Here is a 14,350-nt window from a genome sequence, read left to right on the forward strand (position 1 = left end):
GAAGGCCTCGAAGAGGTGCTTCTCGGCTTCCTCGAAACGCGGCGCTGGTACGAGGGGCGCGGTCGCGTCATGTCATCGTGCCGCATCACCGAGCGCGTGGTGCTGCAGGGCGGGCGCGTGGGCATCGTCTTCGTCAAAATCGAATACGCCGAGGGCGATCCCGATACGTACGTCCTGCCCCTCTCGGTCTGGACCGAGGTGCTCACCAGCGATGCGACGCGGGTGCCGCACAATGCGATCATCGCGACCTTGCGCGCATCGGCCACGGAGAGTTCGCGCACGCTCCTGGTCGATGCCCTGGAGCTGCCGGTGCCGGCGCAGGCGCTCGCGGAGGCCATCGTCCGCAGCGAGCGAAAGCGCGGGCGGCTCGGCGAGCTGGTGACGTCGTTCTCCGAGCAGGGGACCGACGCGGGCGAGCCGCGCCCGGTGAGCGTCGACAGCCCGAATGCCACGTGGCGTTTCGACGATCGCTTCGTGCTCAAGTTCTTCCGCCGCCTCGAGGAGGGTGTGAGCCCCGAGATCGAGGTGGGGCGCTTCGTCGGTGCGCACACGACCGAGCTTGTGCCGCGCGTCGCGGGCGATCTCGAGTACCGCACCGGCCGGAGCGATCGCACCACACTGGCCGTGCTGCAATATTTCGTGCAGCACGAAGGCACGATGTGGTCTCACGCGCGCGAGGAGCTGCGCCGCTTTTACGAGCGCGCGCTCACCCTCGGGCGCGAGATCGACACCCTCGAGGCGCCCACGCGCCCGCTGCTCGAGATTGCGTTCGAGAGCATGCCGCAGAACGTCGGTGAGCTCATTGGTGCCTACAAAGATGTCGGTGCGCACCTCGGCAAGCGCACGGCGGAGTTGCATCTCGCGCTCGCGTCGTCGCCCGACGATCCGGCGTTCGCACCGGAGCCGTTTTCGTCCTTCGATCGGCGCTCGGTTTACCAGAGCTTGCGCAACCTCTCGGGCACGGTTCTGCGCACGATGCGGGCGGAGCTCTCGCACCTCACGCCATACCAAGCGCAGACCGCCGCCGCCATTTTGGCGCGCGAAAGCGATTTGCTAAAGCGCTTCGAGCCGGTGCTTTCGCGCAAGCTCACCAGCCTGCGGATCCGATGCCATGGCGACTACCACCTTGCCCAAGTGCTCAACACCGGCAAGGACGTTGTCATTGTGGATTTCGAGGGCGACCGATCGCGCGCGCTGTCCGAGCGACGCCGCAAGCGCACACCTCTGCGCGATGTGGCGAGCATGGTTCACTCGTTCCACCACGCCGCATTCACTACATTGCATGACACGAGTGTCGTGCGCGAAGCCGATCGCGGGACCGTCTTTCCGTGGGCCATTCAATGGTACACGTGGGTCTCCGCCGCGTTCATGCGCGCGTATCTCGAGAACACGGCCGCAGCGTCGTTCTTGCGCGCCGATATTGCGGAGGTCGCGCTCCTACTGGATGTTTTCATGCTGAGCAAAGCGCTGCATGAATTCGACGCGGAACTGAAGAGACCCGAGAGGCGCCTGGATATCGTGCTTCACGAGCTCGCGCAGTTGCTTGGCGTCGCGGTTTCGTAGTCTCCGATCACCCACGCGATAACGTATTCCGATTCCTGCTGCGTCCTACATTGGGGACGCAGCATCGGACGGAGGAGTGGGTTGCACTCGTTCAGCGAGCCAACCCATTCGTTACGCGCAAAGGCGCGGTTGTGAACAGGGGGCGAGGGGCCCGGCGAAGGCCACATAAGGAGCCAGCGGAGCGGCGCGAGATCGCGTCCTTTCGGGGCGGGGGAATAAAATGGCAGAGAGCGCGGAGAAGGGGAAAATCGCGATCGTCGCCATGCTCGCGGCAGGGGGCATCGTCGCCTCCTGTGGGTCATCCGGGGATGACTCGTCGGGCAATGGTCCGACTGGCCCGGGTGGTCCTGGCGTGACGCAGGACAGCGGCGGAGGCGGAGGGATGAACCCAGGCGGAGGTTGGAACGGCGGCGGTGGCGATGGAGGCGGAGGATACGACTCCGGCTTCACCGCATGCGCAGCCGACACCCAACGAGCCAAACCCGTTCCACTTAGCATGGCCGTTATGCTCGATTCGTCGGGGTCCATGTGGCTTCGCACCCAGGCGGGCGAATTCAAATGGGATGCGGCGAAAAGGGCACTTGGAGCCTTCGTCGGCGACGCCAAGTCGGTCGGCATGAGCATCGGGCTCCAATATTTCCCGCTTTTCCTGCAGGACACGCCCAATCGATGTACCGATAGCGCTCAGTGCGGTGCGCAGGGACCCTGCGTTCTCAAAGCATGCAACGACGCCAAGGGCGACTATTGCACGAGCGATGCGGATTGTCCCCAAGGGGTCACCTGCAGCGTTCCGCTCGGGCAATGCCACGAAGAAGGCGAATTCAAATGCAAGACGGATGCGGATTGCAAAACCGCCACATACGATTACGGCGCCTGCGATCCCATGGTGGCAAGTTATTGCTACCGCTCGGAAGATAGCTGCAACGTTCCGGACTATACGAAACCCGCGATTGATTTCGCGGAATTGCCCGGGGCAGCGGCGGCGGTTCAACAATCGCTGAGCGGGCGTTTCCCGAATGGATACACGCCCACGTCGGCGGCGCTCCAAGGCCTGGAGAACATGGCCAAGGCGCAGCACGAAGCGCATCCGGAGCACAAGATCGTGTCGGTCTTCGTGACGGACGGTCTACCGACGCGGTGCGATCAGAATATGACCAATATCTCGGCGATTGCTGCGGCGGCGCTCGAGGGGGGCATCAAGACGTACGTCATCGGTGTGTTCGCCCAAAGCGAGGAAGCGCAGGCGAAACCGAATCTCGACCTGATTGCCAAAGCAGGCGGGTCGGACACGGCATTCATCATCAATACCGATCAATCGAATGCATCGCAGGCTCTGCTCCAAGCGTTGAGTACGATTCGCGGTAATTCGCTTCCGTGCGAATTCGTCTTGCCGACACCGGAGGCGGGCGTCGCCGACTACAGCAAGGTGAACGTGAAATCGACGTCTGGCGCGGGGACCGAACAAATCGTGCCCAACGTGCCCAATGAAGCGGCATGCGCGACGGCGCCCGGCTGGTTCTACGACGCCGATCCCAATGCCGGTCAGACGCCGAGCAAGGTGAAGTTGTGTCCGGCGACCTGCGATTCGATCAAGACCGATACGGGGGCAGTGATCGACATCTTGCAGGGCTGCAAGGACATCGTCGTGAAGTGAACTCTCGCAATGCATCGAACATGGGAGAACGCAAGAGCCGCTGGGTGATCGTCACACCGACTGGAGACCAATTGGTTTTCAGTTCCTTGTCCGAGCTGCAGGAAGCGCTCATGGGCAACGAGCAGGGCGAGGATGACCAAGAGCACATGCGTGTCTCGACCTGCGACCTCGAGCCGAGCCAGGCGTTCGCCGCCGCGCAAAGGCACGTGGTCGCAGGCCGCGCGGGCGTGGCGATGGGCGTGGGCGTCGCTGGGAGGGGGACGCCTTCGCCGTATCAAAATACGCTGGCGGGGATTCCGCTTCCGCAGCATGTGATGGCCGCGGCCGGTGTGCGGACGACGAACCTGGGCGGCTTTTCGCCCGCCGGTCAGGGTGCGCACGAGATGAGGGCGAAATCGGTGGCGGCGAGCGGGGATGCTCCGAGCGGCGCGGCGCTGCTGCGCAATACGCCGGTCCCGTCTTCGGGGCCGCGCGGGCGCGTGCGGCTACGGCGAACGACGCCGGCGGGGCTTTTTGCACCGCCGGCGAATCCGCAGCTGCCGGCTCCGAGGGCCGCGAACGATCTCGATGCCGATTGGCCGCACGGCGGGCGGGGGCCTTCGGGGACGAAACCGGGGCTGGTTGCGCCTGCAGCACCGGCTCCGCAGCTTCCCAGCCGGACGTACGGATACAATGAGATGAAGCCGCGTTGGTCGCCTCCTCCTCATGGTGAGGGGGCGCCGGGGAGCCATGAGCCGCCGCCCACGCGTCGACTGCCCCGCTTTGCGTCGGCGTCGCCGACGTGTCCAGGGCTCTATCCGCTGACCAAGACGCGAACCTCACCGGGACTTCACCCGGGAAGGGCCGCGAACGCGGCGCCGGCGCGGCTCGAGCCGCTGCCGCCCGTTCCGGTGGCGGCGCCCATGCGCCCGCGCGCGACGCCGTCGCCGTCGGGCGAGCCGAGCCTCGACTCGGTCGATGCGATCTGGGCGGCGATGCTTCAGTCGACATCGAAGTTCGTACCGTTCCCCATGCCACCGCGCGGCGCGTCGCCGCAGCCCGTGGACATGGCCGCGCAGCAAGAAGCGCAGAACGTGGACGACGGCTGGGCGAGCGTGGCGGATATGCCTGCGCTGCCCCCGCGGCAAACGCCGCAGCAGATGCCGCCGCGCCAAACGCCGCAGCAGATGCCGCCGATGCAGCAAATGCCCGTGCAGCAAATGCCCATACAGCAGCTGCAGCCGATGGTACCGGTGGCGCTGAACGAGCCGGTGAATCCCTTCATGAAGGGCAGCGAGAAGGCGCTGCTCGAGGCGTATCCCGCGAACCAAACGCCACCGCACGCGGCCGCGGCGCATGCCGCACGGATCGCGCAAGGCTGGGCGCCTCCGCCCATGCCCGTGCCGCCGCCACTTCCGCCGGGCTACGCGTACGAAGGGCAGGGGGGGGTTCGCGATCAGGGCGGCTTCCGGCCGCAAGGCTGGCAAGAACAAGGTGGCGGAGCCTGGCAGGAAGAACCCGGGGCCTACCCGGACCAAGCCAGCTATCCGGAGCCGAGTGGCAACTTTGGTGACTACCGCAATGTCGTGGGGCAGTCGGATCTGGACTTGAACGCGCTGCCGATGCCGCCGCCGAGTCTCCCGGTGCGTTCGCGATCGCAGAGTGATGGGCCGGATCTTTCGGAGGCCATGCGCTCGCAGATCCCGTCCGACGAAGCGCCGCGCTACTCGGTACCGTCGCTCGACGATCGCGATTCCTCGAGCTCCGCGAGCATGCCCTTGATGCACGAGCAGGAGCGCCGCTTTCCGCGGTGGTGGTTCCCGCTGATTGCGGCCGCGGGCTTCGGGGTCGGTGTGCTTCTCGTCGTTGGACGCGAGGGGCCGCCTTCGCGCGCTGCCGCCGTGGATGCACCGGCGAAGGCGTCCGCGAGTCAGGTGCAGGAGACGAAACCGGCCGCGCCGCCGCCGCAGGTCGTTGCTACGGCAACGAGTGAGCCTGCGCCCGTGGCACCGGCGCCTGCGCCGACGCCCATTGCGCCGACGCCCGTGGCGGTGAACGATCGACCCGCGGAGCCGCCGTCGGTGGGGACGAGCGCAGTCGATCGCCGGCCGGAGCCCGTGGCGGCGACGCCGGCGAAGGTCATCGAGTTGGGGCCGTCCAAGACCGACAAGGTCGTCGAGAAGACGGAGAAAACCGAGAAGACGACCGAGAAGACGGAGAAGCCAGCGGAGGCGAGTGCCGAAGCCGCCGGAGAGCCGGGGGCGACGCCGGTCAAGTTGGAGGGCAAGTCGAACTACGACAAGGCCGTCAACGCGCAGCGCGCGGGAGACTATGCGCGGGCGCGTACGCTCTATCGCCAGGTCGCCGAAAAGGATCCGCACAACTTCGAAGCGCAAACCGGGCTCGGTGACGTGGCGCGCGCCATGGGCGAAAAGCAGGAGGCCATCCTCGCGTACCGGCGTGCGCTGGCGGAAAATCCGTCGTTCTATCCGGCGCTGTTGGGGCTAGCGGACGTTCTCTGGGAGACCGGCGACAAGACGGCTGCAACGGAACGTTACGCGGAGATCGCCAAGCGCTTCTCGCCCTCGATGTATCCGAACCGTGTCCGCGAACGGGTGTCCGGAGGCGAGACTCCGTAGTAAACTCCGGGTGTGCAACGACCGGTGCATCTCTTCGTCGTCATGCTGGTGGCGAGCCTGCTGGGCATCGGCGTCGTCGCTGCTGGTATGGGCGGCTGCAGCGACGACGCGCTGAAGGCGCCGCGCAGCGACACGCAGTACGATGACCCGGACGATCCGGGCACGGGCGGCGTCCCCGGTGCAGTGGATGCAACCACGCGCGATGCAACCGGCAGCAGCGACGCGGGCGCCGACGCGCAGGATGCGGGCGACGCAAAGGCTGCCGAAGATGCGAGCGAGGGCGGCGGTTAGGCGACCAGCAGCTCGTCGATTTTGTCGATGAGCATCTCGCGCTCGACCGGCTTGAGCAAAAAGCCATTGGCCCCTGCCTGCTCGGCCATCCGAATGGGGCCCTGGTAGGCGTGCGCGGTCAGGATGAGGATTGGGATGTGGAGCGTTCGGGCGTGGTGTTTGAGACGACGTGTCGCTTCGAAGCCATCGGTGATCGGCATCACCAGGTCCATCAAGATGAGTGCCGGGGAAAGCTCGAGGGCTCTCTCGACCCCTTGCACACCTGTGCGTGCGGCGGCGACGCGAAAGCCGGCCCGACGCAGGTAGCTCGCGTAGAGCATGTTCGTGTCACGGTCGTCGTCGACGTGAAGGATGAGGCGACCTCTTCCGAGATCTTGCGGTGCTCCCTCCATCCAAAATCCGATGCGAGCCCAGCGCGCTTGGTTTCTGCGCGCCATTTGCTATGCATCCGCCCCAGTATGGCGAAGAGGCCACCGAGACGGGCGAGCGTGCGATTTTCCGTTGGAGTTGCTGCGGCAACATCCGTCGCCTGTGCAGGCTTGTTGCTCGCATGCGCGCAAAAGTCTGCACCGAGCGCCGTGGAGACGAGCGCGGAGGCGAGTGCGGAGTCCGCGCCTGCGGTGGTGGACGCCGGCTTGTCGGCCGAGCAGCGCGAGAAGATCCGCGAGGGCGCACACGCGGCGTGGGCTGCGGGCACCTACGACGGACCGCGCATCGGCGCGATGAACATGGTCACCTCGGTGCTGAGCGGGCCGGCATGGCCCGACTCGGATGGGGGCGCACCGCGCGGGGAGAAGCCGAGCGTTCGCATTGGGTATTTGCGGCACGGGGCCAAGGTGCCCGTGCTCACCCTGCCGCCGGTCATGAACGAGGGCTGCAGCGAAGGCTGGTACGAACTGGTGCAGGGCGGCTACGTCTGCGGCCGCGCGGCGACGCTCGATTTGAAGAATCCGCGCGTGCGGCTTGCCCCGAATGGCCCCGATCTGAGCTCGGGCCTTCCATACCGGTACGGGTACAACCTGACCAATGGAACTCCGCTCTACCGGCGCGTGCTTTCGCTGGAGGATCGCAAGAAGTACGAGCCCTGGCTCGTGCCCGCGCCTGCGGCACCCGCGGCCGACGAGTCGAGTGGCTCGAGCGGGGACTCCACGGCCTCGGAGGAGACGGAGGAGTCGTCTGCACCGCCGCCGCCCCCACCCCCGCCGTCGCGCAACAAGCGAGCGGCGGCCGCCGCCTCGGCATCCGCTACGCCGTGGTTCATGAAGGAGACGGACGGCGGAAAGCCGCAGGTTGCACTCGGCGAGCTGCGCGGGCGCGGTGTGCTCGTGCGGCGGATGGTGCGAGGTTTCTACCTGGCGCTGGACAAGGATTTCAAAGCCGCGAATGCGCATTGGTGGCGGACCACCGGCGGGCTCGCGGTGCCGTTCGATCGCATCATGTTGCAGCAGCCCATGACGGATTTTCATGGGACATGGTTCGGGTCGACGCCCGAGCCGGGTGGGGCCGCCGATGCAGGTGCGCCGGCCCCCGCGGCCGCGCAGGTTGGCGATGCGGGCGCAGAAGGCTCCAAGTACAGCGTGGGGTTCGTTCGCTTCGACGGCGCGCACAAGTACGTCATCGACCAGGAGAAAAAGAAGGTGACGTGGGGCGAGGCGCTTCCGCGGCGGCGTGCGACCGGCCTCACGGGCGCCACCTTCGTGAACGGCGGCGTGACGTTCCGCGAGACCACCGAAGGCTTCTGGGTTCGCGGCGGCGACGTGACCGAGGTGAAACCGTCCCCGCGTCCGGCGGAGGTCGGGCCGACCGAGAAATGGATCGACGTGAACCTGACGAGCCAGATCTTGGTGGCGCTGGAGGGCGACGTGCCGGTCTTCGCAACGTACGTCTCGTCGGGGCGCCACAACGCGTACGACAAAGAGCACGACTACGCGACGCCTTCGGGAAGCTTCCGCATCCGCGAAAAGCACGTGACCGCGACGATGGACGGCGACGTGGCGGGCGTGGGGCCCTACTCGATCGAGGACGTGCCGTGGGTCATGTACTACCAGGGAAGCTATGCCCTCCACGGCGCCTTCTGGCACGGGCAATTCGGGCATCAGCATAGCCACGGCTGCATCAACCTCGCACCGGTGGATGCGCGCACGCTGTTCTTTTGGGTCGAGCCGAAATTGCCCGAAGGCTGGCACGGCGTCTTCTCGGCGGGCGACCGCGAGGGGACGCTCGTGGTGCTGCACGAGTAAGGCTTCCGCGAACTACGGCTGGATCGTCGTGAAGACGTAGTTGAACGCCACCGAGGTGGAGGCGAACGGCGTGATCGTGACGTTCTGAAAGCGCTGTGTGATGCAGTTGCCCACGGGGGTACCGGCGTACGGGGGGCTCAAGGTGACGTGAAGGATGGTGCCATCCGTGTCGAAGCGGGCGCGGATGCTTCCCGGACCGCGGGGGCCTCCCGGCACGGCGCACGTTGGAAGATCGGCGGCGACGTCGTCGAAGGCGCGGGTAGCTTCCTCGCGGGAGAAGCTTTCGCGCTTGCGCGCGGGGCGCGGGGCCGCCGGCGCAGAAGACGTGGACGCCGCGGAAGACGTGGACGACGCGTCGGGTTTCGCCACGGCAGCACCGGCGTCGACGGTGGCTTCGATGACCGGGGCCGCGCTCAACGCGGGGGGCGCGGGCACCTCGGCCGAGGGCACCGTCGAGGCCAGCGCCGTGGCGGTGGCGGCGGCCGCGGCTCGGGGACGCGGCGGATTCGCCCGCCAGAAGAGAACGGCGCCCCAGAGAAGCGCAGACGCGGCAAGGGCAGCACCGGCGATCGCGGGCAAAAGCCAGAGGCGGCGCTCGGGTAGGGGGGCCTGCCCCAATGCCGTCGACATCCCCGACGGCGTCGATACGGGAGCTCGCGAGATGGCCGGATCCGTATCGTCGAGCGTGGACCTCACCGGCACCCGCGCGGCTGGCAGGCTCCGGCGCGACGATTGCGGCGGCCGACTAACCTTGCCCGACTTTCCCGACGCGCGCCCGCTGCTCATCCCACTCAACGACGCCGCACGCGGACGGATCTTGATGCTCGAGTCCTCGCGCGCCGCGCCGCGGAGATCGCGCCAGAACTCGCCCACGTTGCCGTGCCGCACCGCCGGTTCGAGCGCGAGTGCCCGCGTGAGCACGGCCTCGACGTGGCTCGAAATCGGCACATCGAGGCTCTTTGCCGTCGGCCGATGTCCCGGCTGGAACGAGTTCAGCACGTCGGCCACCGGCGTATTGGGCGGCACCACGGGCGAGCCCGAGAGCGCTTCGTAGATCACCAACGCCATCGCATACACATCGGTGGCCGCCCCCGGTGTGCCGAACCGCCGATCGAGCTGCTCGGGGGCCGAGTAATTCGGAAACATGACCCGCAGCCCGCTCGTCCCCGAGGTCATCGTCGAAACCGAAGAAACGGAGTGCTCGTTCAGAAGCTTGGCCACGCCGAAGTCGAGCACTTTGACGATGCGCCCTTCGACCGTCGGCACCACGAACAGGTTTCGCGGGTTGATCGAATGGTGAACGACGCCTTGGTGGTGCGCGTACGCCAGGGCCTCCGCCGCGGAATCGAGCAGCTGGATGACCTCGCGTATGGAGCGCGGACGCAGCCCTTCCTTCGCGCGTTCCGCGAAGTCCGTCGCAAGCGAACACCCTTCGAGCCACTCGCGCACCAGGTACGGGACCGACTGCCCGGTGCGCGGGGCCATCGTCGTACCGAAGGCGATACTCCGGGCAATATGCAAGTTGCCCAACGCAAGTCGGTAATGCAGACGCGCCCCGTCCCGAAAGCTCTCCAGAAACGGCTCCAGCAGCGCGACGTCGAGGGTCGGCGGGACGTTCAGGCACTTGATGGCAACCGGAGCGTCCACTCCGAGGTGGTGGCCTTTGTAGACCACCGTGAAATCGCCCTCGCCCGCGAATCGATCGACGCGAAACTGGCCGTCGAGCACATCCCCAACCAAGTCAAAGGGATCCTCGAAGTCCGGGCCTTGCATGTCTTGCGTCCGATTCGCTCGTCCGGTTGCCGTGTGGCGACTGGGACGCCCATTAGACCACTTCTTTCGCACGACCCCAAGCCGCTCCCCGTTTCTAACGATGCAGGAACGACGTAGGCCGCACCCGCGAATGAGGCCGTCTTTTTTGCCGAGGCGAAGTATAGGGGCTTAACCGCGGACTCAACCTGTGCTACGAGCCCTACGGTTCAGTATGGGCCCAATGCGCTTTGCGCCCACCAAGCGCGTTAGGGCGGCCCGTCCGGGTGCTCCGGACGAAGCCTTCGTGAAACAGCCGAAAGGTGCGTAGCGGCCAAATGGGCCGCTCGAGCGAACGTGTGCGCGCGTGGAGCGCTCACACATACGACTACTTTGGAGGGGATGGACTATGCGTTCCTACTTGACCCGAATTGGTGCGCTGGCTGCTACGGGCGCGATGCTCTTTGCGTTTCCGATGTGCGCGAAAGACACGTCGTCGACGGGCTCTATTCCTGATCCGGCAGGAAATCCGGGTGATGAAGACGCCGCACGTGCGGCATTGGCGAATGCGCCGCTCGGCCATGTGGTGACCCGCGATGCACTGGGGCGGGCGCGCTTCGTGATGGGCGAATCCGCGGGGCAGTCCCCCGCATCGGGCCTCAGCGCGGCCACCGCGTCACGAGTGCACCTTTACCGCCATGCCGCGGTTCTTGGTTTGAACGATGCCGCGGTGCGCGATGCGGTGCTCACAGCAACCCAGGAGCTCCCGGGCGGTGCCACCCTGGTTCAGTACACGCAGCAGGTGGACGGCGTGCCCGTGTTTCATGCGCGCGCGAGCGTGCTTCTTGGTGCGGGGAAAAATCTCGTGTCGCTGACATCGAACCTGCACCCCGGGGCTGCGGGAAAGAAGGCGGTGGCGTTCCCGACGACGGCCGAATCGGCGCTGGCCAATGTGTACGCGGCGCACTTCGGGCGCTCGCTTCCGTCGAGCGCGGTGCGCGAACTCGGGGCGAGCAGCTATGCGGTGACGACGGCGGCGGACGCGCCGCGGTTGCTCGACGTGACGGCAAAGCGCGTGCTCTTCCCGGATGCGAACGCGCTCGTGCCGGCGTACCACGTCGAGTTCATCGGACGCGCGGCCGGCTCCTCGGAGGATGACGGCTACGAGTACGTGGTCGATGCCGTGGGCGGAAAGCTCCTCTACAAGGCTTCGATCACGGCCAACGAGAAGTTCAAGTACAAGGTGTGGGCCGACGCGACCGGGAGTCACACGCCCGCGGATGGACCGTACGTGCGCTCCGTGCCCTACAAGGGCGCGCCGGTGCCCAGCAATGCGGAACCGGAGTTCGCGACGCCGGTGGACATCGAGATCGACGGCTTCAACAAGCACGCCGATCCGTGGCTGCCGACGGGGGCGACGGTCACCCACGGCAACAACGTGCACGCCTACAGCGATCGCAACGATCAGCACAAGACGGGTGACGCCGGCACGAGCATCGGCGACGGGTTCGATCCGGGCGTGGACATCGAGGGTACGGCCACGGGCAACGCGTTCAGCGACGTGTACGATATTCACGCCGAGCCAGAGGTGAACGATCGTCAGATCAAGGCGGCGGTCACGCAGCTCTTTTACGTGAACAACTGGCTGCACGATTACTGGTACGACTCGGGCTTCGACGAGGCGGCCGGCAATGCGCAGACGGACAACCTCGGACGCGGTGGCGTGGGGAACGATCCGGTCCGCGCCGAGGCGCAGGACGGTGCGCTCTTCGGGCAGGCTAACAACGCCAACATGTCGACGCCGTCCGATGGGCGCTCGCCGCGCATGCAGATGTTCGTGTGGGCGCCGGCCATCAAGCGCAAGCTGGAGACCAACCCCGCGGTGACCTTCGAGGACGGGTGGGGTGCGGCGACCACGTACGCAGCGCAGACCTTCGACCTGCCGGCGGGCAAAGAGATCGTGCTGTCCAACGATGGTTCGGCCACGCCGACCTACGCGTGCGCTCAGCCGACCAACGTCGCCGGCAAGATCGCCATCGTGGATCGCGGCGGTCCGGCGGCGTGCACCATCCCGCTGAAAATGCAGAACGCGAAGAAGGGTGGGGCCATCGGCGTCATCTTCGTGAACAATGCGGTGGGTGCGCCGGGCCTGGGTGGCGCGGTGGCCGACGACATCAAGAACGACGTGAAGGATCTGCCCATCCTCACGGTGAGCAAGCGCAATGGCGACGCGCTGAAGGCGAAGCTCGGCTCGGGGCCGGTGACCGCGACGGTGATGTCGCGCGGCACGGAGGCACCGAAACACGATGGTACCATCGACAACTCCGTGGTGGCGCACGAGTGGGGCCACTACATCCACCACCGCTTGGTGAATTGCGGCTCCGCGTCGTGCGGCGGCATGAGCGAAGGGTGGGGCGACTTCAACGCGCTCTTCATGGCGGTGCGCGAGAACGACGACGTGCACGATACCGTCTGGCCGGCCGCGCAGTATGCGAGCGCGGGCATCGCGCCCGAGGGATCGGTCTATTACGGCATCCGTCGCGCGCCGTATTCCACGAGCCTGACGGTGAATCCGTTCACCTTCCAGCACGTGCGCCGGAGCGCCACCTTGCCGACGACGGCGCCGCTGGCGGTGGCCTCGGTCGACCCGAGCGAGGTGCACAACGTGGGCGAGATCTGGGCGCAGACGCTCTTCGAGGCCTACGTGAACGTGCTGAAGAACGAAGGGACCTTTGCGGAGAAGAAGCGCCGCTTTGCCACGTACCTCGTGGCGGGCATGCGCGGTGCGCCCGTGGAGCCGACATTCACCGAGCAGCGCGACTCGATCCTGGCCGCGGTGCTGGCCACGGGCAACCAGGCCGATTTCGAGGCGATCGCAAAAGGCTTCCAGAAGCGCGGCCTCGGCGCAGGGGCGGTGGCGCCTCCCACGTCGTCGGAGTCGCTGGACGAGATGACCGAGGACTTCAGCTTCGTGGGCAACGTGGCCCTGCAGACGACGAAGCTCGAGGAGACCGAGTCGTGCGACCACGACGGGCACCTCGATGCGGGCGAGAAGGGCACGTTCACCGTGACGGTGAAGAATGTCGGGTGGCTTACCCTCGCCGGCTCGAAGGTGTCGGTGAAGTCGTCCGATCCGAACATCACGTTCGACCGCAATTCGGAGACGATTGCCTCGATTGCGCCGCTGCTCGACACGGCCACGGTGAAGTTCACCGTGTCGGTGGGCCCCAATGCCCCGGCGCGCGGGACGTTGCCCATCACCGTGACGGTGGCGAACGACGCGTCGTTCGTGAAGACGAAAGATACGGCTTTCGAGACGCGATACAATTACGACGATGCGCCCAACACGTCGGCCACGGACGACGTGGAGAGCGAAAAGGTGGCGTGGACGTTCGGCCACGATGGCGGCGACTACCACGCGTGGTCGCGCGAAGGCACGGCGACGCAGCACGCGTGGCACGGGCAGGACATCGGCACCACCACGGACGAGCGGCTCGTTTCGCCGGATTTGGTCGTCGCGGCCAGCGGTGAATTCAAGATCGATTTCAAACACCGTTATTCGTTCGAATATGCACCGCAGTCCGGCACGACCGCGCCCGTGTATTACGACGGCGGCGTGCTCGAGCTATCGGACGATGGTGGCGCGACGTGGAAGGACATTTCGACCCTGGTCGATCCGGCGTACGGCGGGGCGCTGACCTCGGGCAATCCGCTGGTGGGGCAAAAGGCCTGGGTTGCGGAGTCGGCCGGATATCCGAGTTACGTGCCCGTGTCGCTCAATCTGGGAAGCTCATTGGCCGGCAAGACGGTGAAGGTGCGCTTCCGTACGGTGACCGATCCGGGGGTTGGCGCGCCGGGGTGGGATATCGACGATATTGCCTTTAGCGGCATTACGAACAAGCCGTTTGCGACCGTCGTCGACGACACCACCAAGGTATGCGGCGGCACCGACGCGGGAACGGATTCGGGGACCGACGCGGGCACCGCGGATGCTGCGCCCGGGACCGATGCTGGTTCCGGAACCGATGCCGGAAATGACGCCGGCACGCCGCCGCGCCACACGAACGACGATTCGTCGTGCGCGGTGGGGGCGGTGGGCACGGGCAGCGCAGGCAAGACAGGCGGGGCCATCGGCGGGGGATTGTTCGCAGGTTTGCTGATGCTCGTACGCCGCCGTCGGCGTACGGGTGCGATGTAACGACGGATTGAACCCTTCGAGTTACCCGGAGAAAAAC

At 66.5% G+C, this 14,350-nt stretch carries 8 protein-coding genes; 6 read left to right on the forward strand and 2 right to left on the reverse strand.

What is annotated here, in order from left to right:
- The first annotated feature begins 69 nt into the window (after nt 1–69).
- The 4 genes from LZC95_18895 (at nt 70) to LZC95_18910 (ending at nt 6,126) form a co-directional block, all read left to right on the forward strand.
- Complete coding sequence (locus LZC95_18895; protein WXB00356.1) at nt 70–1,563, forward strand: hypothetical protein; 1,494 nt, start codon at nt 70–72, stop codon at nt 1,561–1,563.
- 220 nt (nt 1,564–1,783) lie between these two features.
- Nucleotides 1,784–3,217 carry a VWA domain-containing protein gene (locus tag LZC95_18900; GenBank protein WXA98877.1) on the forward strand — a complete coding sequence of 478 codons (1,434 nt, stop codon included), beginning with the start codon at nt 1,784–1,786 and terminating at the stop codon, nt 3,215–3,217.
- A gap of 20 nt (nt 3,218–3,237) precedes the next feature.
- On the forward strand, nt 3,238–5,835 hold the full coding sequence (locus LZC95_18905) for a tetratricopeptide repeat protein (GenBank protein ID WXA98878.1): 2,598 nt from the start codon (nt 3,238–3,240) through the stop codon (nt 5,833–5,835).
- Between the two features lie 12 nt (nt 5,836–5,847).
- Entirely contained in the window at nt 5,848–6,126 is a 279-nt protein-coding gene (locus LZC95_18910) for a hypothetical protein (protein WXA98879.1), read from the forward strand.
- Here LZC95_18910 and LZC95_18915 read toward each other — a convergent pair.
- Nucleotides 6,123–6,563 carry a response regulator gene (locus LZC95_18915; protein WXA98880.1) on the reverse strand — a complete coding sequence of 147 codons (441 nt, stop codon included), beginning with the start codon at nt 6,561–6,563 and terminating at the stop codon, nt 6,123–6,125. The genes LZC95_18910 and LZC95_18915 overlap by 4 nt on opposite strands.
- Nucleotides 6,564–6,614: 51 nt before the next feature.
- Here LZC95_18915 and LZC95_18920 point away from each other — a divergent pair, with 51 nt between their 5' ends.
- On the forward strand, nt 6,615–8,366 hold the full coding sequence (locus tag LZC95_18920) for a L,D-transpeptidase (protein ID WXA98881.1): 1,752 nt from the start codon (nt 6,615–6,617) through the stop codon (nt 8,364–8,366).
- Between the two features lie 12 nt (nt 8,367–8,378).
- On the opposite strand, the gene LZC95_18925 is transcribed toward LZC95_18920, so the two are convergent.
- Nucleotides 8,379–10,139: a serine/threonine protein kinase gene (locus LZC95_18925; protein WXA98882.1), complete on the reverse strand. Its 1,761-nt coding sequence runs from the start codon at nt 10,137–10,139 to the stop codon at nt 8,379–8,381.
- A gap of 385 nt (nt 10,140–10,524) precedes the next feature.
- Between LZC95_18925 and LZC95_18930 the strand changes: the two genes are divergently transcribed.
- On the forward strand, nt 10,525–14,313 hold the full coding sequence (locus tag LZC95_18930) for a M36 family metallopeptidase (protein ID WXA98883.1): 3,789 nt from the start codon (nt 10,525–10,527) through the stop codon (nt 14,311–14,313).
- The last annotated feature ends 37 nt before the right edge of the window (nt 14,314–14,350 follow it).

The sequence above is a fragment of the Sorangiineae bacterium MSr12523 genome, from assembly GCA_037157775.1.
GTDB classification, from domain to species: domain Bacteria; phylum Myxococcota_A; class Polyangia; order Polyangiales; family Polyangiaceae; genus Pendulispora; species Pendulispora brunnea.